The sequence below is a fragment of the Kosakonia sp. MUSA4 genome (assembly GCF_013085925.1).
Lineage (GTDB): Bacteria > Pseudomonadota > Gammaproteobacteria > Enterobacterales > Enterobacteriaceae > Kosakonia > Kosakonia sacchari_B.
Genome location: NZ_CP025697.1, coordinates 286,843 through 309,081, shown reverse-complemented (window position 1 = coordinate 309,081; position 22,239 = coordinate 286,843). Strand labels below are relative to the sequence as shown.

The following is a 22,239-nucleotide window of genomic DNA, read 5'->3' as shown; positions in this document are numbered from 1 at the left end:
GAGCGCAATAAGGTTTTCTTATTGCTGATCCGCCTTCAGCTCACGCAGAAGATGATCGGTGAAAGAGGCGACCAGCGGTTGCAGCGGACGGCCGGGCAAACGCAACAGGTGCATCGGTCTTGGCGGCGGCAGCCACTCTGGCAGCACCCTGCACAGCCGACCGGCGTCAATGTCCCGTTGCAGCGTAATAAAAGCATGCTGCACAATCCCCAGCCCGCTGAGCGCCGCCTGACGCAGCGCCTCGCCGGAGTCGACCATCAGCCGGGGCGTGATGGCAATCTCCTGCGTGCCGGATGGCCCTTCCAGTTGCCAGCGATGATCCGAACGCCACTGGCTGAAGCTGACGCAGTGATGGTGCTTTAGCTCTTCCGGCGAACCGGGAACGCCGTGGCGAGCCAGATAGTCCGGCGAGGCCGCAAGTAACATGCGATACGGCGGAAGGGGAATGGCGACGCTACCGTCATCGTTAATGGCGCCAATCCGAATCGCCAACTGAAAACGCTCTTCAATTAGCGAGACTTTACGGTCGCTGAGCACCATCTCCGCATTCACGCCCGGATAATGCTGCAAAAACCGCGACAGGATCGGCGTCAGCACCCGATTCCCCCAGGCAACCGGCGCGCTGATGCGCAGCAGCCCGGCGACATTTTCATACAGCTCGCTTGCCAGCCCATCCGCGTCACGCACCGTGGCCAGAATTTGCAACCCATACTGGTAGAAACGCTGGCCCGCATCCGTTAACCCCTGGCGGCGCGTGGTGCGGTGCAGCAACTGACAGCCCGTTCTGAGCTCCAGCTCGCGCACATGTTTGCCCACCATCGCGGGCGTGATCCCCAGCGTTTCTGCCGCCGCCGTAAAGCTGCCGCAGGTCACCGTCGTGACAAAGGATTCAACGCATTTCAAATAATCCATTTTGGCTATTCCAAATTCTCAGTATCAAATGAAGATAATAAACCCGCATTTATCCTCGCATAGCGGCGAGAAATAATAATGTGATTATCATCTGCGGGATTTTTTCATGATGCAATCGCTGGTTTTTGATCAATTTGGTTCCCCCGAAGTGCTGTGGTTGCGCACCAGCCCTGAGCCGGAACCGGGCGAAGGCGAACTGTTGGTGGAGGTTTCCGCCGCCGGGCTGAACTTTGCCGATATTTATCGTCGTCAGGGGCGTTATCCGCTGGCGGGAACGGCACCGTGGATTGCCGGTTACGAAGGCGCGGGGCGCGTGCTCAACGTCGGTAGCGGCGTGGAAGGCTGGCAGGTGGGCGATCGCGTTGGTTTTGCCGATGTTCCGCTGGCACATGCCAGCCATATTCTGGTGCCGCAGGATCATGCTATCCGCCTGCCTGACTGGGTTTCGGAAGCGGAAGCCGCATCAATATTGTTACAGGGCTTAACGGCGGATTATCTGCTGCATGACATCTTACCCGTCGAGCCGGGTATGCATGTTGCGGTACTGGCGGCAGCGGGCGGTGTTGGCAATCTGCTGACGCAAATGCTGGTGGCGCGCGGCGTGCATGTTTTCGCTGTCGCCTCCAGTAAAAGCAAACAGGCTGCCTGCCTGCACAATGGTGCCGAGGTCGCAACCGATTATTACGGCTGGCCAGAACAGGTTCGCGCCTGGCATTCAGCGGGCTGCGATATCGTTTTTGATTCGGTGGGCAGCACGCTGCTGGAAAGTATCCAGAGCCTGAAAGATGGCGGCCGGGTGGTGTTATTCGGTATGTCCGGCGGCGAGATCCCGGCCTTTGATCCGACCGGGTTGTTACTGAAATCCGGAGGCGTTATCGGCGCCGATCTCTGGACGTACCTCACCTCGCAACAGGAGAGACAGCGCCGCGCCGATCGGCTGTTTGCGCTGTTGAAAGCCGGAGATATCACGTTGCCCACGGTGACATCATTTCCGCTTTCCCGCGGCAAAGAGGCGCATAGCCTGCTGGAGAACCGGCTGTTCAGCGGCAAGGTGCTGTTGATTCCGTAATCGGCGGAATCAACATAGCGGATGGCGGCTTCGCCCCAGTAAATGGGCGCTCTGCGATAAACATTATGCTGTCGCAGGCGCCAGCCTGCGCGATAACGCAATCCCGGCATAAAACAGCGCAAAACAGAATACGCTCACCAGTATCAACACGACAGGGACGTCCGCTGGAGGCATAAACGCAAGCAGCACGCCTGTCACTGCCGGATTTATCGCCCCGCCAAGGCTGCCCATGTTCTGAAATGAGAAATAAAAGGCTCTCTCCGCGGGCGGCGCAATCTGGTCAATGACCCGATATTGCAACGGTGCAAAAATAATCTCGCCGAACGAGAAAAAAAACATTCCCGCGATCCAGACAACCCGGCTTTCACCGGCGGCGCTGAAGATAAATAACCCCACGACCAGGCATATTGTCCCTGCCAGGAATCCCATGGCGAATGAGTACTTACTCATGAGATTACCGGTAATGTACTGGAACAACACAACCGTAATCGCGTTGGTGGTAATCAGAACAGAGACAATATTGCCCACGGTTACCGCATCATGGTTCACCATCAGAATTTGTGAAATACAACTGGCAAACCGTTCGAAGACGAAGGAGGCCAGGAAAATAGCCAGCGTGAAAACCAAAAGAATAATAAACCGCTGTTTATCCCGCACGGGTGTATGCAATGAAGGAGACGCGGCGACTACCGGCTGTGTTCTCATCGTCAAACCCGCCGTCGCGACAATCGCCAGCAGGCCCAATATGGCAGATAAAAGAAAAGGGAAATAGACATGATTTCCCACCAGCCAGGCACCGATTAACGGTCCAACCATCCAGCCAATGTTGATAAAGGTATAATTCAGAGAAAAAACGCGGGTTTTCTCCTCATCACTGAAATGGTCGGAAATAAAGCACTTGATGATCGTGGAATATAATGCGTAGCAGCAGGTTATCAACGTAAAGCAGATAACAAAAACAACGGCAGAGTAGAAATAGCCGAGAATTAAAAATGAGCAGGAAAAAATAAGCAGCGATAATGTCAATAATAATTTATGGCTGAAAAGGTTAGCCAACTTTCCACTGACGATACTCAATAAAATCCCGACGACAATTGCCAGCGTAAGTACGTTACCGGTATTGAGGATAGACATTCCCAACTGGTTATGTAAAAACAGCGGCAAAAACGGGAGAGTCACGCCTCTCCCGACTGTCGCAATAAAAGATCCTGCCACCAGCATTGCAATATTACGTCTGCCAGTGAGCGGATAATCTATAGCGTTTTCTTTAATCAATGGAGTAACTCCAGTTCCATCTCCTGTTGAACCTGCGCAAAAAAGCCGCACAGATCGTTTTCCAGCGTCTGATGGTTCGGATAGATAACCTGAATCCGCCCTATCGTTTCACCCGGTTTAACCTGCGACATACCTTGTTGACCGGGTAACTCTTCATAGACTGGCCGGAACCACGACAATACCAGTTCACGGAATTTTTGCGGCGAGTAGCTTCCCTCTTTGGCGACATCAAAGCGGATAGCGCTGCCGACGCCGTCGCTTTGCAGAATCTCCTGTTCGTTCAATGGCACGCCGGAATGAATATCAGCAAGCCAGCGGAATATATTGTTTCCAGAGACATTGTTATAAAGGATAGGCATATAGCTACCCATAATTCTCGGGTTAACTTCAACAAGCACCGGCCCTGATTTCGTCAGGATCAATTCAATATGGAAAATCCCATGGCTTAATCCCAGCGCGGAAAGAACAGAAATCGTATATTCGCGGCATAATTTCTGTTCAGACTCGGTTAATAGCGCAGGCATATCAATTCGGTATTCTACGAGTTCATTCTGGCTTGAACGTCCCCGGCCGGAAATCATAAACGCATTATATGTTAAACCATCATGCGCGACTTCCACGGATACCATATTACCGACCAGGTATTCCTCCACCAGAAACCCGCGTAAATACTGCTCCTGCATTTTTAACGGTTCGCGAGCGACAGCATCCATGATCCCCTGCCAGGCGCGATGCAATTGTGAAGCGTCACGAACAATTGCAGTCGCCACACTGTTAAGGGAGGTTTTAGGCTTAATAACCAGAGGATAACCTATTTCATCGGCAGCACGAACTAAATCGCCATTGGTTTTCACATGGCGGAATTTTGCATTTTTAATACCGTGTTGATTAAGACACTCACGCGTATTATCTTTATTTCTGCTCTTTAAGACTGCATGGTATGAAGGAAAAGGCAAATGCAGTGCTTCGGCTACCGCAGCAGCCGATTCCATTGAGTTTTCTGCAATACAAATTATCCCATCAAGCGGTTTTTTCTTATCTATTTCACAGGCGAGCTTCAGAAGCTTATCGGCTTTGTCAGTATCTTCAAAATAATAAATATCAGTTAACGACTTTTTAATATATTTGTTTTCGTCAGTGTCAGCGTAGCAGATAAAAGAGGTCGATTCGATATAAGAAATATCATGCCCTAAAGAAATAATTTCTTTAATTGCTTTAAGGCCAGTAAGGTTTGCATTGATAAAAAGAAAATGTGCCATGTTTTTATTCCCTGCCAGACAGGACGATGCCCTTCATTGAAAAACTACAGGAAAACTGTTCAACCGTAACGGCATGATGTGTTTTCCCCCAGGTTGTCGGATCCATAAAACAGATAAAGCGTTGGCCAAACATATTCCTGAGCGCATAGAGCAAAACCAGATGCCCACCACGACGGCCATCGCACGGAAATTTATGCGTAACGGAAGCGATGATGAGCTGTGATGTTGTCAGTTTTTCTATCACCTGCTCCAGACTCAACGGCATCGCCCGGACGGTAATGCCATGCGTTGAAATCACCTGCGCAAGTTGTTCATGCCGCCAGCCCTGCGCGGTATACCCGCCGATGCTGACACAAGCGTTGAACAATGTTTGGACAGGAACATGAATGCCTTCCAGTAATAAGAGTGCCGAGCTTGCGCACGCCAGCCCACATGATCGAACGGACCAAAAATCAAGCAGTTCCGTCAACGACGCAGGCAGGCTATGGGACTCATTGAGTTCCGCGTGCCAATACTGGCAAACGTAAGGTGGTCTTTTCACATCGGTGCCTGGTGCGTTGCTTGCTTAAGAAATGCCGTATTCATTATTGCGAGGATCATTTCTTCATAGCTGAAGCCGAAAGAGGTAAACATTTGGGTAAAATTCCCGCCATGAGAAATCCCTGGCACGGTATTGATCTCCAGGACAAAGACGTTATCGCCCTGAATCATCATGTCGACCCGGGAAATGCCTTCACAGCCACTGTGCAAAAATGCCTGCCACGCCGTCTCTTTTATGGTTTGCTGCTGTGTTGCAGAAAAGCTGCCGCCCAAACAGTAGTGGATACTGTTTTTGCTTTTGCCAAGTTTCAATTCGGCATCATAAAACTGCGCTTCCGTCTCTGTAGTCAGTACCGGCAGAACATAATATCCGGTTGATAATTGGATAATTCCAACCGTCACAAACGCACCATCAATATACTTTTCCATTAAGTACGAAGTGATACCTTTCACACACTGCTGTTCTTTCCAGTATTTCAAATCCTGGTCGTTTTTAATTAACGTAATGCCCAGGCTGCTGCTACCCTGCCTTTCTTTCATCATTACCGGATAAGCAAGGATAGCGGCTTTTGTCTGTAATGAATCCAGTGTTTCACCGCTTTCCAGTTCGTAATAAGGCGCGGTATTAATGCCTGAACTTTTCATAACGTGCTTGAAATATAATTTATCACAACAAATGGCGCTGGCTGCGATGCCCGGTCCAGGATAAGCAACACCAAGATAATCCAGCCATCCCTGAATACGACCATCTTCGCCAAACTCGCCCTGCGCATAAATAAATGCATAATCGGCAACAGCCAGATAATCTTTTATTTTGGCGTCGGTACTGGCCACTCTTTTGTAATTGAACCCCAAAGCAGACAGGGCTTTATCAATAGCCAGAATGCCCCGTATCTCAGCGGCTGCATTATGCGTGTATATTTTGTTTTCGTCGGAATGATCGCCTTCAACCAATACAATGAATTTGTCTTCCAGCGTACTTTTCAAATTAGTAAGAACGTTTCGTTCAAGGTCGAAATTTGAATATAGCTCATCATCTGTTTTATAATAAAAAACAGTCATAATTAGGGGTTCCCCATAAAAATAGATTGCTGGGTTATATTGCCGCCAGTTTAGAGATGTACCGCTCACCGGAGTCAGGAGAGATGCAAACAATATGCTTGTAGAGTGCCATTTCGGCTATTTTTTTCGCCACTGAAACGATGGCACCGCTCGACAGGCCAATATCTACTGCATCACTGGTATACAGCTCATGGCAGGTTTCGATGGCTTCTCTATCTGTAACCTGATAAATGTCATCGACAAATTTTTTGTCATATATTTCCGGGATAAAATCAGAACCGACCCCTTCAATACACCAGGGTTTTGGCTGACGCTCTTCCGAATATTTATCTGCGTGGTAAATCGAACCGGCTGGATCAATAGCAATAATTTTTACATTGGGAGCATGTTCGCGGAAGTAACGCGATATTCCCATAACGGTACCGCCGGATCCGATACCACAAACAATGGCATCCACATTGCCCTGCGTTTGTTGGTATATTTCTGGCGCCGTTGAAAAGTAATGAGCTTCACTATTATAAGGGGAACAGAATTGGTTCAGATAATACCGCCCGGCAACTGCCGCGTATTCTTTAGCCATTTCTATATAGTGAGTTCTGGAACCTACGGGGGAGGATGATGAAGTGAGGATAACATTAGCGCCAAGATGTTTTAATAACGCCAGTTTCTCTTTGCTGATTTTATCATGGGTAACGATGGTGACTTTATATCCCTTATGCTTTCCGATCCAGGCAACGCCAACACCTGTATTACCTGAAGTAGCTTCAACCAATTCCATACCGGGTCTAATTTTCTCATGCCGTTCGCATTGAGAAATCATTCGTAATGCAACCCGGTCTTTTATTGATCCTCCGGGGTTGAATGATTCCAGCTTGACATAAAGATGAGAATTGAACTGCCGGTTTTTAAGAATCTCTATCAATGGCGTATTGCCAATTGAATCCGTGATATCACCTGTCATAGGTATTTAATCCATCAAATTGTCACAAGAATAAGACAGCCAGCTATCATAAGCCAGCCTTATAAAACTATGCTCAAAATTAATAACAGTCAATCAATAGACAATGCTGTTCAAATAATAACCTGATTGTATTTATCCATATATTTCATATAGTTACAATAAAAGAATTTATAAACAACAAATGATAACAGTGACAATCAAATAAAAAATAGAATGTATTTTTATAACCATGCAAAAAGACAGGATTTTCAACCAGACAGAGTCCGCTGAATAAGTTTTATTGTTCATATGGCGATTGCAGCACAATATTATTTGCAACGCAGAGATCCCTTCAGTGAATTATTTCAATCTTTGTATTCGGCATTCGTGATAATTTCATTGCGTTAAAATAAGGCAAATAATCTTCACCTGTGCGACTGCATAGTCAATATGTCGGTGTATTTTCGGCAATATTTCGAATAACGGTTTTTAATAAGCCAGGAAAGCAAGCTACCAAATTTGGTCATTATTGGCTAAATACGGAAACGCGCAGGGAGGGGATAAGGGGGAAAACGCTGTCTCTCCCCCTGAGTAATGCTTTATACGTGTTGCTCAAAGCCGATTAACGGTACTTCTTGTGATAGGTGTTGCGCGTATCAACAAACCCTTTCGCTGCCGCCTGCGCTTCTTTCACTTTGCCTTCGTTAGTCAGCTTCAGCGCGCCGTCAATTTGACCCACCAGGATATCAAAACCGTGACGGAAATCTTTCATCTCGGCGCTGTCCGGCGCTTTACCTTCCAGCTTCGGCGGTGTGGCTTTTTGTGCATCCAGCGCAGCGGTACGCATTTTGGTTAACGCATCTTTCATTTCTGTGGCGTCACTGGTTTTCTGCACCACTTTGAGATTTTCGTTGAGGGTATCCATATCATCACCGAGATCGGCGGCAAACACCGTCGAACCGACAAACAATGACGACACAGCAAGGATCGCTAACAGGTTTTTACGCATTGCTCACTTCCTTTTTATTATTCACGCTTAAGGCGCACCATTTTGCGCCACGGAGTAATGTTATTGTCCGGCGATTTTCATCTCCGGTAACAACACTGAACCACACTGAATGTTACTGCGCTGTTCAATATCGTCACCGATGGTAACAATATTGCGCCACATCTCTTTTAAGTTGCCGGCGATGGTAATTTCGCTCACCGGATACTGAATTTCGCCATTTTCTACCCAGAAGCCGGAAGCGCCACGGGAATAATCGCCGGTAATACCGCTCACGCCCTGGCCCATTAATTCGGTCACCACCAGACCGGTGCCCATCTCTTTCAGCATCTGCTCAAAGCTCAGGCCGCGCCCGGCAATGCGCCAGTTGTGAATACCACCAGCGTGGCCGGTGCTTTTCAGGCCCAACTTACGCGCGGAGTAGTTGGTCAGCAGCCACTGCATCAATACGCCATCTTTGATGATGTCGCGGCGTTCGGTGCGCACGCCTTCGCTGTCGAACGGCGTCGAAGCCAGCCCTTTACGCAGGTGCGGATGCTCTTCAATGGTCAGCCATTCCGGCAGGATCTGTTTGCCGAGATAGTCGAGCAGGAACGTCGATTTACGGTACACCGCGCCACCGGCGATCGCGCCGACCAGATGACCAAACAGCCCGGTTGCCACTTCATGGCCGAAAATCACCGGCGCTTTCATGGTCGGCAGCTTACGCGGCGAGAGGCGCGACAGCGTGCGCTTAGCGCACTCATCGCCGACCCACTCCGGCGTTTTCAGGTCGTTGATATCACGCCCAATGGTGTAGGCGTAATCGCGCTCCATTTCGCCGTTCTCTTCGGCAATCACGCAGCTCGACAGCGAATGGCGGGTGGAACAGTAGCTTTGCAGCATACCGTGGCTGTTGCCGAAAACTTTAATGCCGTAGTGGCTATTGAAGCTGCCGCCTTCGGTATTGGTGATACGTTTGTCAGCTTTCAGCGCGGTTTGTTCAGCGCGAGCCGCCCACTCAATCGCTTCATCCGGCGTCACTTCCGCCGGGTGGAAAAGATCGAGATCCGGCGCGTCGAAGGCCAGCAGCTCTTTGTCTGCCACGCCCGCGTAAGGATCCGGCGAGGTGTAGCGGGCAATATCCAGCGCCGCCTGCACCGTACGGGCGATGGCATCCGGGCTGAGATCGGTGGATGACGCGCTGCCTTTGCGGTTCTGGTGATAAACGGTGATCCCCAGCGCGCCGTCGCTGTTAAATTCTACATTCTCCACTTCACCGTAGCGCGTGCTGACGCCGATCCCGGTGGTTTTGCTGACCGCCACTTCCGCACCGTCCGCTTTCCCGAAGGCCAGCTCCAGTGCTGTGGAAACCGCTTCTTCCAGCGTTTTGCGTTGTTGTGCAACTTGTGTGATTACTTTCATCGCCAATGCCATAATTAAGGGAGAGAATCTTTGAAGTCTAACAGAGAACCGTTTTTCAGTGCGCGCCTTAACTGGTAACATTAGCCTCTTTTTTTAAGGAGCCTGAGATGACAAAGCAGCCCGACGACTGGCTCGACGACGTGCCCGGTGATGATATTGAAGACGAAGATGATGAGATCATCTGGGTCAGTAAAAGTGAAATTAAGCGCGATGCTGAAGAGTTAAAGCAGCTTGGCGCGGAAATGGTAGATCTGGGGAAAAACGCGCTGGATAAACTCCCGCTCGACCAGGATCTGCGTGATGCCATTGAACTGGCGCAGCGCATCAAAAAAGAGGGCCGCCGCCGCCAGCTACAGCTGATCGGTAAGCTGCTGCGTCAACGCGACGTGGATCCTATCCGCCAGGCGCTGGATAAGCTGAAAAACCGTCACAACCAGCAGGTGGCATTTTTCCACAAGCTGGAGCAGATTCGCGATCGTCTGATCGAAGAGGGCGACGATGCGGTGCCGGAAGTGCTGAACCTGTGGCCGGACGCTGACCGTCAGCAACTGCGTTCGCTTATCCGCAATGCGCAGAAAGAGAAAGAAGGCAACAAACCGCCAAAATCCGCGCGTTTGATTTTCCAGTATCTGCGCGAACTGGCTGAAACCAGCGAGCAGTAACCGCCCTGTAATCACCCTCTCCGCCAGGGGAGGGATTTTCCCTCGCTTTTTTCTTCATCGCCTTTATGCATCACGCCTGATTAGCTGAATCGTTAAAGCTAAAATCATCACCGATCACAAATTCGCTACCGTTATACGTTTCATTTCTCTCATAAATGTGATCAATATTCGCTTTTCATACATCATTCCGCACTGTTTTTCATCAGATGAATCGGATCACATTTTATCCACTGCGCAAAACGTAGATTTTCGCTGTGGTGACGATAATCGATTCAGCTAAAAAGGATGGAATGATGAAAAAGAGAGTAATACTTTCCGCTCTGGCACTGCTTATCTCTGGCCCTGCGATGGCGAAAACCTGGGTGCTGACAAGTGCTGAAGGCGGTACAGAACAAGGAAACTGGCGGATTACCAGCGATCAGCTGAACATCAAAGATCAGCAGTTCAGCATTGAGCAGGTGGTACTGCACGGTGGCAAGCAGGAAGGCAGTAAAGTCATTAAACTGAGCAGCAAAAACGGCCTCACCATTGCCCTTAGCCCGACGCGCGGCATGAATTTGCTTTACGCCGACGGTTTTGGCGTACATATGGGCTGGAATTCGCCGGTTAAAGAGGTAGTCAACCCGGCATTCATTAATCTCGAAAGCCGTAACGGACTGGGCTGGCTGGAAGGTTTCAACGAGATGGTGGTGCGCTGCGGTTATGAATGGACCGGCCATCCGGTCACCGCTGACGGGCAGATTTATACCCTGCATGGCAAAGCGGGCAACACGCCAGCATCCCAGGTTTCGGTGGATGTCAGCGAAACGGCGCCTTATGAAATTCGTATTCGCGGGTTGGTAAAAGAGAGCGCATTTAAAAAAGTGGATCTGCAAACAGAGACGGAGCTGCGCTATATTCCTGGCAGCAACAGCTTCAGCCTGCATGATGTGCTGACCAACCACGCGGATTACCCACACGACTATCAAATTATCTATCACAGCAACTTCAGCAAACCGATTCTCGAACAGGGTGCGCGTTTTATAACGCCGTATGAAAACGTCAGCCCCTTCAACGACTACGCCAAAGGCGGTCTGAAAGAGTGGCAAACCTACGCCGGGCCGACCAAAGGCTTCGACGAGATGGTGTTTAATATCAAACCGCTGGCCGATGCCAGCAAACAGACGGTGGCCGCGCTGGTGAACAAAGCGGGCGATATAGGGGTGGCAATTAGCTATAACACCGAACAACTGCCAGTGCTGACGATGTGGAAAAACACCGACACGGAAAAACAGGGCTATGTTACCGGGATTGAACCGGGCACCAGCTATGCCTATCCGGTCACCATTGAACGCGCGCAAAAACGCGTAAAACAGCTGCAACCGGGCCAGAGTACACGCTTCGATCTGACTTACACCCTGCTGCATAACAGCAGCCAGGTGGCTGACGTAGAGAAACGCGTGAAAGAGATTCAGGGCAGCAAAACGCCGCAGACTATCGACACGCCGATGGCAAAAGAGTAATCCGCAGCCATAAAAAAACCGCGCCGGTTTCCCGGTCGCGGTTTTTTTTATTTCAGCCAACCGTCAGAGCTTGTCCGCTTCGGCCTCAGCCTTTTTCGCTAAGCCATCAAGCAGCTTCTGGTGAATACCGCCGAAGCCGCCGTTGCTCATCACCAGGATATGATCGCCAGGCTGTGCGGTTTTGATGATCATCTCCGCCAGCGTATCGACATCCGCGCTCCAGTGAGCAGGCTGCACGCAGGCATCTGCCACTTCCGCAACCTGCCACGGAATATGCTGCGGTTGCAGCAGGAACACTTCATCAGCGCGTCCCAGCGATGGCGCCAGATCGTCTTTGCAGATGCCCATTTTCATCGTGTTGGAGCGCGGTTCCAGCACGGCGATGATTTTCGCCGTACCGCCGACTTTACCGCGCAGCGCGGCCAGCGTGGCGAGGATCGCCGTCGGGTGATGCGCGAAATCGTCATACACCGTTACGCCGTTCGCTTCGCCGCGCAGCTCGAGGCGACGGCGGGCATTGATAAACGAGCCCAGCGCACTGGCCGCATCCGCCGGTGCAACGCCAACATGGCGCGCAGCGGCAATCGCCATCAGACCGTTGTGCATGTTGTGCTCGCCCACCAGCCCCCAGTTCACCTGCCCGACGCATGCGCCGTCCAGCCATACTTCCCAGCTTGAGGCATCGGTGGACAGTTTCTTCGCCTGCCAGTGGCCCTGTTCGCCCACCAGTTCCTGCTCGCTCCAGCAGCCCATCGCCATGGTCTGCTTCAGGTTGATGTCGTTTTCCGGCCAGATGATTTTCCCCTGCCCCGGCACGATGCGCACCAGGTGGTGGAACTGCTTCTGAATCGCTTTCAGGTCGTCAAAAATATCCGCATGATCGAATTCAAGGTTATTCAGAATCAGCGTGCGCGGGCAGTAATGAACGAATTTGGAACGCTTGTCGAAGAAAGCACAGTCATACTCATCGGCTTCGATCACGAAGAAAGGGCTGTCGCCCAGACGCGCAGAAACCTCAAAGTTCCCCGGAACCCCGCCAATAACAAAGCCCGGCTTGTAGCCACAGACTTCGAGGATCCAGGTTGCCATCCCGGCGGTGGTGGTTTTGCCGTGCGTACCGGCAACGGCGACGACCCAGCGATCGCGCAGAACAAAGTCGTGCAGCCACTGCGGGCCGGACATAAACGGAATGTTTTTCTCCAGCACCGCTTCCACGCATGGATTACCGCGCTTCATGACGTTGCCGATAATCACCAAATCCGGTGCAGGATCGAGCTGGCTTGCGTCATAACCTTCAATCAGCTCAATGCCTTCCTTTTCAAGCAGCGTGCTCATCGGCGGGTAAATATTGGCGTCGGAGCCCGTCACCTGATGTCCCAGCGAACGCGCCAGCAAGGCCAGGCCGCCCATGAAAGTGCCACAAATCCCCAAAATATGAATGCGCATACGTTTTTATCCTTTCCAAAACTGGCGCACATTTTACGCATATGTTTAACGTCTGAGAAATGCATTTCAGGATAATCCCCATACTGCTGGCGCGATTCACCTGAGCACGAGCTTTTGAATCTTTGTTAGTATTGTTGTATGTCCGTCGCGTTTTCGACTTCGAAAGCGCTGGCTGTTAAGGTTCAGGCTGTTTACTATCCGGAACTTGCTGTCGCCAGCAACCTGAAACCTTCAGGACAAGATCGCTTTACTCCATATACATGCAGGGAAAGTGTTATGAAAACGTTAGGTGAATTTATTGTCGAAAAGCAGCACGAGTTCTCACACGCCACCGGTGAATTAACTGCTTTGCTGTCGGCGATAAAACTGGGCGCCAAGATCATTCATCGCGATATCAATAAGGCCGGTCTGGTCGATATCCTGGGTGCAAGCGGTGCTGAAAACGTCCAGGGCGAGGAGCAACAAAAACTCGACCTGTTCGCAAACGAAAAACTGAAAGCTGCACTTCGCGCACGCGATATCGTGGCCGGTATCGCATCTGAAGAAGAGGACGAAATTGTCGTTTTCGAAGGTTGCGAACACGCCAAATACGTGGTGCTGATGGATCCTCTTGATGGCTCATCGAACATCGACGTTAACGTCTCCGTTGGGACCATTTTCTCTATTTACCGCCGCGTGACTCCCGTCGGCACGCCGGTTACGGAAGAAGACTTCCTGCAACCGGGCAACAAACAGGTTGCTGCGGGCTATGTGGTCTACGGTTCATCCACCATGCTGGTTTACACCACCGGCTGCGGTGTTCACGCCTTTACATACGATCCGTCACTCGGCGTTTTCTGCCTGTGCCAGGAGCGCATGAGGTTCCCGGAGCGTGGCAATACCTACTCCATCAACGAAGGTAACTACATCAAATTCCCGCAGGGCGTGAAAAAGTACCTGAAGTTCTGCCAGGAAGAGGATAAAGCGACCAACCGTCCGTATACCACGCGTTATATCGGCTCGCTGGTGGCGGATTTCCATCGCAACCTGCTGAAAGGCGGCATCTACCTCTACCCCAGCACCGCAAGCCACCCGCAAGGGAAACTGCGTCTGCTGTACGAGTGCAATCCGATGGCGTTCCTCGCTGAACAAGCGGGCGGTAAAGCGAGCGACGGGAAAGAGCGCATTCTGGATATTCAACCAGAAAGCCTGCACCAGCGCCGTCCGTTCTTCGTCGGCAATGAGCATATGGTTGATGATGTAGAACGTTTTATGCGTGAATTCCCGGACGCGTAAGCGCAGGGAAAGAGGAATAAAGCGCCACATTTGTGGCGCTTTTTTTTAGCGCACGAAAATCCGTTTAACGCGGTACAAACAGCCAGCCGCGGATTTTTTTAAACTCGCGCTCTTCGCACACCGCGCAGTAATCGCTGTCTTTCAGCGCTTCGTTATCGCATTGAATACAAACACCCATTTCTCTTCCTTTGATTATCCCTGGGTTTGCAGGCGGAAGGATGCCATTGCTTGCAGCAGCTCGCGCGACTGCTCTTCCAGCGAACGGGTCGCGGCAGACGATTGTTGTACCAGCGCCGCATTCTGCTGCGCAGTTTCATCCATCTGACTGACCGCGATATTGACCTGCTCAATACCCCGGCTCTGCTCCTGCGATGCGTTGGCGATTTCGCGCATCAGTTTGGTCATACGCAGCACTTCTTCGGCGATTTCATCCATCGTTTCACCCGCCTGCATCGCCAGATCGCTGCCTTCAGACACCTGCGCCTGCGAGCTGCTGATAAGCTGGCGGATCTCTTTCGCCGATTCGGCGCTGCGGCTGGCAAGATTGCGCACTTCCCCGGCCACCACCGCGAAACCACGCCCCTGCTCTCCCGCGCGCGCCGCTTCGACCGCGGCGTTCAACGCAAGGATATTGGTCTGGAAGGCAATGGCATCAATCACGCTGAGAATATCGGCGATGCGATCGGAACTGCTGGAGATATCGCGCATTTTTTCAATCACATAACACACCATTTCACTGCCGCGATCGGCGGTATCGGAAACGGTTCTAGCCAGTTTATGCGCCTGCTCGGCGTTGTCAGCGTTCAGTTTCACCGTGGCGGTGATCTGCTCCATGCTGGCAGCCGTCTGTTCAAGCGATGTCGCTGTTGACTCCGTGCGTTGCGACAGATCGACGTTGCCAGCGGCCAGTTCACGGCTGCCGGTATCGATTTGTGCGCTGGCATCGCGAACACGGGTGACGGAGCTTATCAGCGAGTGGCGCATCTCTTCGATGGCCGCGTTCAGACGGTTAAACTCTTTACTGCTCACCTCGGCTTTAACTGCGATCAAATCGCCGGCCGCAACATGTTCAAGCTGTTCAATCGAACGATCCAGCGGTTTCAGCAACATATGGCGCAGCGCCAGCCAGGCCAGCACGATAATCCCGGCCACCATCAGTGCCACCACCAGAATCAGCAGCATCACTACGCGTTTGCTGCTCTGTACGGCGTCCACTTCCGCTCTGCCGCGCGCTTCACCCCACTTCTGGAAGGCGTGTATATCGTTATCGAACTGGCGGGAAATGGGGATCAGTTTGTTTTCCAGTAAATCGTAGTAGGCATCTGCGCTTTGCTGATTCAGCGCATCCTGCATCGGTTTAATGCCCTGGTTCACGTAATCGCCGTAGCTTTTTGCCACCTGGGCAAGCAGCGCGGAACCCTGCTCATCATCCACACCAGCGGCGATCACATTGCTGAGAGACTGTTCGCCCTGCGCGATTTCGCCGTTGATCTGCTTCACGGATTTCGCGGCGTCATCCAGCAGCCCCACTTCCATCATCCGCACCGCCTGACCGGCTTCGTTACGCGCCCGCAAAATCAGCGTGTACCCCTCGCTCAGGCGCGCCATTTTTTCGCCCTGAAGTTGATTAATTCGCTCCAGCGACGAGGAGCTTTTATTGAGTGCATACACCCCAATGCCGCTGACCAGCAGCAGCAGAAGCGTCATAACAGCCAGCAAAGAAAGTAAACCAGTACGGATCGAAAGCGTTTTAAGCATGATGTGAATTCCGGTAGCAGCGATACTTTTTGGCGTAAATTAAGCCCATTTCGTCAGTTATCGACCGCTACCGGATTTACTTTAGGAGAAAGTAATTATTTCAATGTGTTATTACTTTATTGCCGTTGTGTTAACGCGTGTTACAGGAGAGCTTTGACGGTTCTCCCACAGCACGGTCAGGCCGCGTTGCAACGCGATAAAAATAAACAACAGGATGCCGATGGCGATTTTCGTCCACCACGAGCTGAGCGTCCCATCGAAGTTAATGTAGGTCTGGATCAGCCCCTGAATCGCCACGCCAAACAGCGTTCCCAGCACCGTGCCCACGCCGCCGCTGAGCAATGTTCCGCCGATCACCACCGAGGCAATGGCGTCCAGTTCCACGCCTACGCCCGCCAGCGCGTAACCGGCCTGGGTATAAATCGAGAAGACAATGCCCGCCAGTGTCGCAAGGCCAGTAGAAAGCATATAGATGCGGATGGTGGTGCCGCGGGTGGAGATCCCCATCAGGTTCGCCGATGTCGCATTGCCGCCAACGGCATACACTTCATTGCCAAAACGGGTGCGGTGAGCGAGGAAAATCCCCATCACCACCACCAGCAACATTAATAATCCCATGGCGCTCAACCGTCCGCCGCCGGGGATCATCCATGCAAGGCTGGAGAGCGAATCATAGATCGGGTGATTAATCGGAATCGACTCTTCCGAGAGCAGGTAGCTGACGCCGCGCAGGAAGAACATCCCCGCGAGGGTGATGATAAATGCCGGGATTTTTAACGCGTCGATCAGCAGCCCCATAAACGCGCCGAAAGCGCAGCCCATCAGTAAAATAATCGGGAACGCGAGCAGCGGCGAAATTCCCCAGTCACCGATCGCTTTTGCCAGAAAAACGCCGCTGAAGGCGATCACCGAGCCGACGGACAAATCGATACCGCCGGAGAGGATCACGAAGGTCATACCAACGGCGATAATTCCCAGAAAGGCGTTATCCGTCAGAATATTACAAATCACACGCGTTGAGGCGAAACCGGGAAACTGCGTCAGGCAGTAGAGATAACCGAGCACAAACACGCCTAACGTTATCATCAGCGGTAAATTACGTTTTATCATGACCGCGTACTCCTTTAATCAGCGCGATAAAGCGCGGCGACTGGACAATCAGTACACACATCACCACCACCGCTTTTACGACCTGGTTGAGTTCCGGCTGGAAACCGGAGAGCAAAATCCCGGTATTCATACCCTGAATAATCAGCGCGCCAATCACCGAGAGTGCAAGGTTAAAGCGACCGCCCATTAACGAGCCGCCGCCAATAACCACCGCCAGAATGGCATCCAGCTCCAGCCACAGCCCGGCGTTATTGGCATCTGCGCCGCGAATATCCGCCGCGACGATCACCCCGGCGATAGCCGCACACACGCCACTCAAAACGTAGGTCAGCATCACCACGATGCGCGTATTCACCCCGGCGTTTTTTGCCGCACGAATATTAATCCCTGCCGCTTCAATAAACATGCCGAGCGCCGTTTTACGGGTAAACAACCAGAACAGCACCAGCGTGACCAGCGCGATAATCACCGGCGTCGGGAACAGCAACAGCGATCCGCTGCCAATCCACGCCAATGACGGCGCGTCAAACGTGACGATCTGCCCGGAGGTGATTAACTGCGCCACGCCGCGCCCTGCCACCATCAGGATCAGTGTGGCGACGAAAGGCTGGATCTTGAGGATCGCCACCAGAATGCCGTTCCACAATCCGGCCAGCACGCCGGTGCCCAGCGCGGCCAGCAGCACCACCGTCAGGCTGTGCCCGGAGACGGTGAGCGATGCCGCCGTTGCGCCTGCAATCGCCATCACCGCGCCAACAGAAAGATCGATGCCGCCGGTGGCGATCACCAGCGTCATACCAATCGCCAGCAACGCGACGGGTGCCGCGCGGTTAAGAATGTCGATCGGGCTGCCGAACAGGCGACCATCCTGCAGCACCACCTGATAAAAATGGGGCGCGACCAGGCTGTCCACCACCAGAACCAGCACCAGCGCGATAAGCTGGGGCGTTCCGGTGGGCCAGTTAAAGCGTCGCTTCGGCTGCCCGGTTTGACCCACAGTTTGAGGCATCACACTCTACTCCTTACGCCGCAATGGCATTCATGATCGCCGGAACCGACAGCTCTGCGAGCGGGATCTCCGCCACCTGTTTGCGATCGCGCATGATGATCACGCGATCCGCATAGCCCACCAGCTCCTCCAGCTCAGAGGAGATAACCAGCAGCGCCAGACCATCGGCGCAGAGGGTTTCAATCAGACGAATGATCTCAGCGTGCGCGCCGACGTCGATACCGCGCGTCGGTTCATCGAGGATCAGAAATTGAGGCCGGGTCAGCAGCCAGCGCGAGAGCAGCACTTTTTGCTGGTTGCCGCCGGAGAGAAACTCAATCGGCTGCTCGGCGCTCGGCGTGCGGATCCCCAACTGGCGGATGAAGCGCTCGGCAATCGAGTTTTGTTCTTTGCGCGAAATCGGCCGCAGCCAGCCGCGCTGCGCCTGCAACGCCAGCACAATGTTTTCCCGTACGGAGGCCGCCGCGATGATGCCGTCGGTTTTGCGATCTTCCGGGCAAAAACCGATTCCCAGGCACGAAGCCTGGTGCGGAGAACGGAGTGTCTGGCTCTTGCCTTTGATGATCGCGCTGCCGCTGTCGGCGGGTTTGATGCCAAAAATCACTTCGGCGGTTTCGGTGCGCCCGGAACCCAGCAGCCCGGCCAGACCGACGATTTCGCCGGGGCGAACTTCCAGATCAAACGGCGCGATAACGCCTTTTTTGCCAAAGCCGCTAAACGCCGCAACCGGTTTATCGCTCAGTAGCGTACGTCCGGCGCGCTGAAGCGCGCTGCTGTCCAGTTCGCGGCCCAGCATCATTTTCACCAGCTCAATTTGCGGCAGCTCGCGGGTTTCGCGACAGCCAACAAAACCGCCGTTACGCAGCACGGTAATGCGATCGCTGACTTCATAAACCTGATCGAGAAAGTGGGTGACGAAAATCAGGCTGACGCCCTGGTCGCGAAGCTGGCGCATCAGCGTAAACAGCATCTCCACTTCCTGGGTATCCAGGCTGGCGGTCGGTTCATCGAGGATCAGCACTTTGGCTGACAGATCGATGGCGCGGCAGATCGCGACGATCTGTTGCATCGCCACCGAAAAACGGTTGAGCGGCTCGCGCACATCCAGCGAAAAACCGTAAGACGCCATCAGATCGGTCGCACGTTTTTCCATCTCTTTGCGGCGCAGCAAACCAAAACGCCGCGGTTCGCGGCCAATAAATAAGTTGTCCGCCACCGACATATTCGGCAGCAGGTTTACTTCCTGATACACGGTGCCGATGCCGAGCTGCTGTGCATGGGCGGTGTTTTTGGGATTGATCTGCTGACCTTCCAGCCAGATAGCCCCTTTATCCGCATGATAAACGCCGGTTAACGCTTTAATCAGCGTTGATTTCCCGGCGCCGTTTTCCCCAAGCAACGCCATGATCTCGCCACGCCGCAGGCTGAAATCCACGTTATCGAGCGCTTTTACGCCGGGAAAGAATTTACTTAAGCCTTCGGTACGCAGGATTTCCTGGTGTGCTTCCGCGTTCATTGTCGACCCCTTAAACCGTTACCCTCCCCCCAATGAGGAGAGGGTTTTCGCGACTCAGTAACCCATATTTTTCTTTTTCTCCAGCTCCTCTTTTGCCGTATCCGGCAGATAGAGCGTGGATTTGGTGATAGTCAGCTTCGGCGGCAGGGTGCCGTCTTTTTTGAATTTCTCTAACGCGTCGAACGCCGGGCCAGCCATGTTCGGCGTCAGTTCGACGCTGGCGTTGGCTTCGCCGTCAATCATCGCTTTGTAGATATCCGGTACGCCGTCGATGGAGCCGGTCAGGATATCTTTGCCCGGTTTCAGGCCCGCTTCTTTGATCGCCTGAATCGCACCGATCACCATGTCATCGTTATGGGCGTAAACCATGCAGATATTTTTGCCGTTGTTTTCCGCCTTGATAAAGCTCTCCATCACCTCTTTACCCTTACTGCGGGTAAAGTCGCCGGATTGCGAACGGATGATCTTAATGTTAGAGGCTTTAGAAATGGCTTCGGCAAACCCTTTCTTACGATCGATCGCCACGCTGGCGCCGACGGTGCCTTGCAGTTCGACGACGTTACATGGTTTACCGTCCACGGTTTTCACCAGCCATTCGCCAATCAGCTTGCCTTCAAGAATGTTGTTGGCGGTGACGGTGGTCATATAGAGCGATTTATCTTTAACATCGATGGAGCGATCGAGCAGGAACACCGGAATTTTGGCGTCTTTCGCTTCTTTCAGTACCGGCTCCCAGCCCGTTGCTACTACTGGCGCAATAAAGATGGCGTCCACGCCCTGAGCGATAAACGAACGTACGGCTTTGATCTGGTTTTCCTGTTTTTGCTGACCGTCGGCGATTTTCAGCGTAATGCCGCGTTTGCTGGCTTCGCTTTTCGCGACGTTGGTTTCAGCGGCTCGCCAGCCGGATTCTGATCCGACCTGCGAAAATCCTACGGTTAAAGGGGCGGCCATCGCCATAGACGACATGGCTGCCGAAACTGCTGTGACAAGAAGTAAGCGCTTCCACATAAGAGCATCCTCGTAGGGTTATTGTTGGCTACAACTTCACCTGCGAGGAAAACTATAGACAAACCGAGATGTAACAGAATGCGTTACATCACAAATCGGAAAAGTGAATGAATTGTTGATTGCCAGTTGCGATCTGGCGCGCGAAATGACGCACTCTTATGTACCCTAAATCCGCACTTGATCTTACTGAAATTTAACTGTTGCAGTGTGGTGAAAAATTACACTGTAATCGTTTCCACAAAATTATTCAGTATGCTGCTATGGTTATGGATAAAACGGTCATGAAAAGGGAATACGAAACGCTCTGAAAATGTGTGAGTAAGTTAAAACAGGCGAAGACATTCACCGCCAGTTGGCTATAATACCCGGCACTTGTTTGCCACACATTTTAAAGGAAACAAACATGAGCTTATTGAACGTCCCGGCGGGTAAAGATCTGCCAGAAGATATCTACGTGGTTATCGAAATCCCGGCTAACGCTGACCCGATCAAATACGAAGTTGACAAAGAAAGCGGCGCGCTGTTCGTTGACCGTTTCATGTCCACCGCGATGTTCTATCCGTGCAACTACGGTTACATCAACCACACCCTCTCCCTGGATGGTGACCCGGTTGACGTGCTGGTGCCGACGCCGTACCCGCTGGAGCCAGGCTCTGTGATCCGCTGCCGTCCGGTTGGCGTGCTGAAAATGACCGACGAATCCGGCGAAGATGCGAAACTGGTTGCGGTTCCGCACACCAAACTGAGCAAAGAGTATGATCACATTAAAGATGTGAACGACCTGCCGGAACTGCTGAAAGCGCAGATCACCCACTTCTTCGAGCACTACAAAGATCTCGAAAAAGGCAAATGGGTGAAAGTGGACGGCTGGGACAACGCTGAAGCCGCGAAAGCGGAAATCATTGCTTCCTTCGAACGCGCTGCCAAAAAATAATACGCTTTAGTGAAAAAGCCCCGGTGCGCATTATGCGGCCGGGGCTTTTTTATGGCTGCGCCTCGATGAATCGACTTATCCGGCCTGCACTGCGCAACGATCTGGATTAAGCGTTGATCGGGTGCCATCCGGCGAAAAATTTCTGCGCCCCGCCAAAAGAAAAACCGCGCCATGCGGCGCGGTTCTCCAGCACTGATTACTTTTGGTACTGTTCCCTGTCCAGCCAGTTACCGCTTTCAATCAAGGTTCTTCCCTCAACCGAACGCTGGTACACATACATCCAGGCGCTGCCATAAGGCGTCTGGATCAGTTGGCGTTTGTATTCGCCCCCTGCGGTACGTAAAGCATCAAGTTCGCCGAGTGTTGCCGCATCGATGCGGTAAACTTCGCCCTTCACGTTTCCTTCGCCCGGAACAGCCCCCGGGTAATGCCCCAGACTATACAGCTGATGATTTTCGACGCAAAAGTCCCCCAGCCACTGAGCGTTGGTCATCCAGTGGCTGTTGCCCTGCTTGCGTCGTAAACTGCCGTAGACAAATATTCGCATTG

The 22,239-nt window shown here is 52.3% G+C and carries 20 protein-coding genes; 5 read left to right on the top strand and 15 right to left on the bottom strand.

From position 1 onward, the window contains the following. Nucleotides 1–18 precede the first annotated feature (18 nt). Nucleotides 19–912 carry a LysR family transcriptional regulator gene (locus C0557_RS01410; protein ID WP_208657242.1) on the bottom strand — a complete coding sequence of 298 codons (894 nt, stop codon included), beginning with the start codon at nucleotides 910–912 and terminating at the stop codon, nucleotides 19–21. Between the two features lie 106 nt (nucleotides 913–1,018). On the opposite strand from C0557_RS01410, the gene C0557_RS01405 reads away from it, so the two are divergent. Then, on the top strand, nucleotides 1,019–1,981 hold the full coding sequence (locus C0557_RS01405) for a quinone oxidoreductase (RefSeq protein WP_208657241.1): 963 nt from the start codon (nucleotides 1,019–1,021) through the stop codon (nucleotides 1,979–1,981). Between the two features lie 63 nt (nucleotides 1,982–2,044). On the opposite strand, the gene C0557_RS01400 is transcribed toward C0557_RS01405, so the two are convergent. The 7 genes from C0557_RS01400 to pmbA all read right to left on the bottom strand — a co-directional run bounded on the left by C0557_RS01400 (nucleotide 2,045) and on the right by pmbA (nucleotide 9,479). Then, nucleotides 2,045–3,307 carry an MFS transporter gene (locus C0557_RS01400; RefSeq protein WP_208657240.1) on the bottom strand — a complete coding sequence of 421 codons (1,263 nt, stop codon included), beginning with the start codon at nucleotides 3,305–3,307 and terminating at the stop codon, nucleotides 2,045–2,047. Then, the gene (locus C0557_RS01395; RefSeq protein ID WP_208657239.1) at nucleotides 3,253–4,515 is read right to left on the bottom strand and encodes an acetyl-CoA carboxylase biotin carboxylase subunit family protein; all 1,263 of its coding nucleotides are present in this window, start codon (nucleotides 4,513–4,515) and stop codon (nucleotides 3,253–3,255) included. The genes C0557_RS01400 and C0557_RS01395 overlap by 55 nt, the downstream gene beginning before the upstream one ends. 4 nt (nucleotides 4,516–4,519) lie before the next feature. Next, nucleotides 4,520–5,056, bottom strand: a complete 537-nt coding sequence (locus tag C0557_RS01390; protein WP_208657238.1) for a hypothetical protein — start codon at nucleotides 5,054–5,056, stop codon at nucleotides 4,520–4,522. Further along, nucleotides 5,053–6,117, bottom strand: coding sequence for an ATP-grasp domain-containing protein (locus C0557_RS01385; protein WP_208657237.1), 1,065 nt, complete (start codon nucleotides 6,115–6,117; stop codon nucleotides 5,053–5,055). Before C0557_RS01385 ends, C0557_RS01390 begins: the two co-directional genes overlap by 4 nt. Before the next feature lie 34 nt (nucleotides 6,118–6,151). Then, nucleotides 6,152–7,078 carry a PLP-dependent cysteine synthase family protein gene (locus C0557_RS01380; protein ID WP_208657236.1) on the bottom strand — a complete coding sequence of 309 codons (927 nt, stop codon included), beginning with the start codon at nucleotides 7,076–7,078 and terminating at the stop codon, nucleotides 6,152–6,154. Nucleotides 7,079–7,679: 601 nt separating this feature from the next. Next, entirely contained in the window at nucleotides 7,680–8,066 is a 387-nt protein-coding gene (gene cybC / locus C0557_RS01375) for a cytochrome b562 (protein WP_208657235.1), read from the bottom strand. Between the two features lie 60 nt (nucleotides 8,067–8,126). Then, nucleotides 8,127–9,479 (bottom strand): metalloprotease PmbA, encoded by a 1,353-nt coding sequence (pmbA, locus tag C0557_RS01370; protein ID WP_071920097.1) that lies wholly within the window; start codon nucleotides 9,477–9,479, stop codon nucleotides 8,127–8,129. Nucleotides 9,480–9,574: 95 nt separating this feature from the next. Here pmbA and yjgA point away from each other — a divergent pair, with 95 nt between their 5' ends. Then, the gene (yjgA, locus tag C0557_RS01365) at nucleotides 9,575–10,129 is read left to right on the top strand and encodes a ribosome biogenesis factor YjgA (protein WP_074774290.1); all 555 of its coding nucleotides are present in this window, start codon (nucleotides 9,575–9,577) and stop codon (nucleotides 10,127–10,129) included. Nucleotides 10,130–10,422: 293 nt separating this feature from the next. After that, the gene (locus C0557_RS01360) at nucleotides 10,423–11,631 is read left to right on the top strand and encodes an aldose 1-epimerase family protein (protein ID WP_208662755.1); all 1,209 of its coding nucleotides are present in this window, start codon (nucleotides 10,423–10,425) and stop codon (nucleotides 11,629–11,631) included. Nucleotides 11,632–11,694: 63 nt separating this feature from the next. Here C0557_RS01360 and mpl read toward each other — a convergent pair whose 3' ends face one another. Further along, complete coding sequence (gene mpl / locus C0557_RS01355; protein WP_074774286.1) at nucleotides 11,695–13,077, bottom strand: UDP-N-acetylmuramate:L-alanyl-gamma-D-glutamyl-meso-diaminopimelate ligase; 1,383 nt, start codon at nucleotides 13,075–13,077, stop codon at nucleotides 11,695–11,697. A gap of 276 nt (nucleotides 13,078–13,353) precedes the next feature. Between mpl and fbp the strand changes: the two genes are divergently transcribed. Continuing rightward, on the top strand, nucleotides 13,354–14,352 hold the full coding sequence (gene fbp, locus C0557_RS01350) for a class 1 fructose-bisphosphatase (RefSeq protein ID WP_208657234.1): 999 nt from the start codon (nucleotides 13,354–13,356) through the stop codon (nucleotides 14,350–14,352). Between the two features lie 192 nt (nucleotides 14,353–14,544). On the opposite strand, the gene C0557_RS01340 is transcribed toward fbp, so the two are convergent. The 5 genes from C0557_RS01340 to ytfQ all read right to left on the bottom strand — a co-directional run bounded on the left by C0557_RS01340 (nucleotide 14,545) and on the right by ytfQ (nucleotide 20,756). Beyond that, nucleotides 14,545–16,110 carry a methyl-accepting chemotaxis protein gene (locus tag C0557_RS01340; protein WP_208657233.1) on the bottom strand — a complete coding sequence of 522 codons (1,566 nt, stop codon included), beginning with the start codon at nucleotides 16,108–16,110 and terminating at the stop codon, nucleotides 14,545–14,547. Between the two features lie 111 nt (nucleotides 16,111–16,221). Further along, nucleotides 16,222–17,220 (bottom strand): galactofuranose ABC transporter, permease protein YjfF, encoded by a 999-nt coding sequence (yjfF, locus tag C0557_RS01335; RefSeq protein WP_007372794.1) that lies wholly within the window; start codon nucleotides 17,218–17,220, stop codon nucleotides 16,222–16,224. Next, nucleotides 17,207–18,229, bottom strand: coding sequence for a galactofuranose ABC transporter, ATP-binding protein YtfT (gene ytfT / locus C0557_RS01330; RefSeq protein ID WP_074774277.1), 1,023 nt, complete (start codon nucleotides 18,227–18,229; stop codon nucleotides 17,207–17,209). The genes yjfF and ytfT overlap by 14 nt, the downstream gene beginning before the upstream one ends. A 13-nt stretch (nucleotides 18,230–18,242) precedes the next feature. Then, nucleotides 18,243–19,745: a galactofuranose ABC transporter, ATP-binding protein YtfR gene (gene ytfR / locus C0557_RS01325; protein WP_208657231.1), complete on the bottom strand. Its 1,503-nt coding sequence runs from the start codon at nucleotides 19,743–19,745 to the stop codon at nucleotides 18,243–18,245. 54 nt (nucleotides 19,746–19,799) lie between these two features. After that, on the bottom strand, nucleotides 19,800–20,756 hold the full coding sequence (ytfQ, locus tag C0557_RS01320; RefSeq protein WP_074774271.1) for a galactofuranose ABC transporter substrate-binding protein YtfQ: 957 nt from the start codon (nucleotides 20,754–20,756) through the stop codon (nucleotides 19,800–19,802). Between the two features lie 403 nt (nucleotides 20,757–21,159). Between ytfQ and ppa the strand changes: the two genes are divergently transcribed. Continuing rightward, nucleotides 21,160–21,690 (top strand): inorganic diphosphatase, encoded by a 531-nt coding sequence (ppa, locus tag C0557_RS01315; protein WP_008460444.1) that lies wholly within the window; start codon nucleotides 21,160–21,162, stop codon nucleotides 21,688–21,690. A gap of 196 nt (nucleotides 21,691–21,886) precedes the next feature. Here ppa and C0557_RS01310 read toward each other — a convergent pair whose 3' ends face one another. After that, nucleotides 21,887–22,237: a gamma-glutamylcyclotransferase gene (locus tag C0557_RS01310; RefSeq protein ID WP_035887013.1), complete on the bottom strand. Its 351-nt coding sequence runs from the start codon at nucleotides 22,235–22,237 to the stop codon at nucleotides 21,887–21,889. Nucleotides 22,238–22,239: the final 2 nt, after the last annotated feature.

Excerpts from the sequence above, each read along its gene's own strand:
- C0557_RS01410 (WP_208657242.1), bottom strand. The coding sequence starts at position 912 with ATGGATTATTTGAAATGCGTTGAATCCTTTGTCACGACGGTGACCTGC.
- cybC (WP_208657235.1), bottom strand. The coding sequence starts at position 8,066 with ATGCGTAAAAACCTGTTAGCGATCCTTGCTGTGTCGTCATTGTTTGTC.
- C0557_RS01405 (WP_208657241.1), top strand. The coding sequence starts at position 1,019 with ATGATGCAATCGCTGGTTTTTGATCAATTTGGTTCCCCCGAAGTGCTG.
- C0557_RS01385 (WP_208657237.1), bottom strand. The coding sequence starts at position 6,117 with ATGACTGTTTTTTATTATAAAACAGATGATGAGCTATATTCAAATTTC.
- mpl (WP_074774286.1), bottom strand. The coding sequence starts at position 13,077 with ATGCGCATTCATATTTTGGGGATTTGTGGCACTTTCATGGGCGGCCTG.
- C0557_RS01380 (WP_208657236.1), bottom strand. The coding sequence starts at position 7,078 with ATGACAGGTGATATCACGGATTCAATTGGCAATACGCCATTGATAGAG.
- C0557_RS01340 (WP_208657233.1), bottom strand. The coding sequence starts at position 16,110 with ATGCTTAAAACGCTTTCGATCCGTACTGGTTTACTTTCTTTGCTGGCT.
- fbp (WP_208657234.1), top strand. The coding sequence starts at position 13,354 with ATGAAAACGTTAGGTGAATTTATTGTCGAAAAGCAGCACGAGTTCTCA.
- C0557_RS01395 (WP_208657239.1), bottom strand. The coding sequence starts at position 4,515 with ATGGCACATTTTCTTTTTATCAATGCAAACCTTACTGGCCTTAAAGCA.
- yjfF (WP_007372794.1), bottom strand. The coding sequence starts at position 17,220 with ATGATAAAACGTAATTTACCGCTGATGATAACGTTAGGCGTGTTTGTG.
- ytfQ (WP_074774271.1), bottom strand. The coding sequence starts at position 20,756 with ATGTGGAAGCGCTTACTTCTTGTCACAGCAGTTTCGGCAGCCATGTCG.
- C0557_RS01360 (WP_208662755.1), top strand. The coding sequence starts at position 10,423 with ATGAAAAAGAGAGTAATACTTTCCGCTCTGGCACTGCTTATCTCTGGC.
- ytfR (WP_208657231.1), bottom strand. The coding sequence starts at position 19,745 with ATGAACGCGGAAGCACACCAGGAAATCCTGCGTACCGAAGGCTTAAGT.
- pmbA (WP_071920097.1), bottom strand. The coding sequence starts at position 9,479 with ATGGCATTGGCGATGAAAGTAATCACACAAGTTGCACAACAACGCAAA.
- ppa (WP_008460444.1), top strand. The coding sequence starts at position 21,160 with ATGAGCTTATTGAACGTCCCGGCGGGTAAAGATCTGCCAGAAGATATC.
- ytfT (WP_074774277.1), bottom strand. The coding sequence starts at position 18,229 with ATGCCTCAAACTGTGGGTCAAACCGGGCAGCCGAAGCGACGCTTTAAC.
- C0557_RS01310 (WP_035887013.1), bottom strand. The coding sequence starts at position 22,237 with ATGCGAATATTTGTCTACGGCAGTTTACGACGCAAGCAGGGCAACAGC.
- yjgA (WP_074774290.1), top strand. The coding sequence starts at position 9,575 with ATGACAAAGCAGCCCGACGACTGGCTCGACGACGTGCCCGGTGATGAT.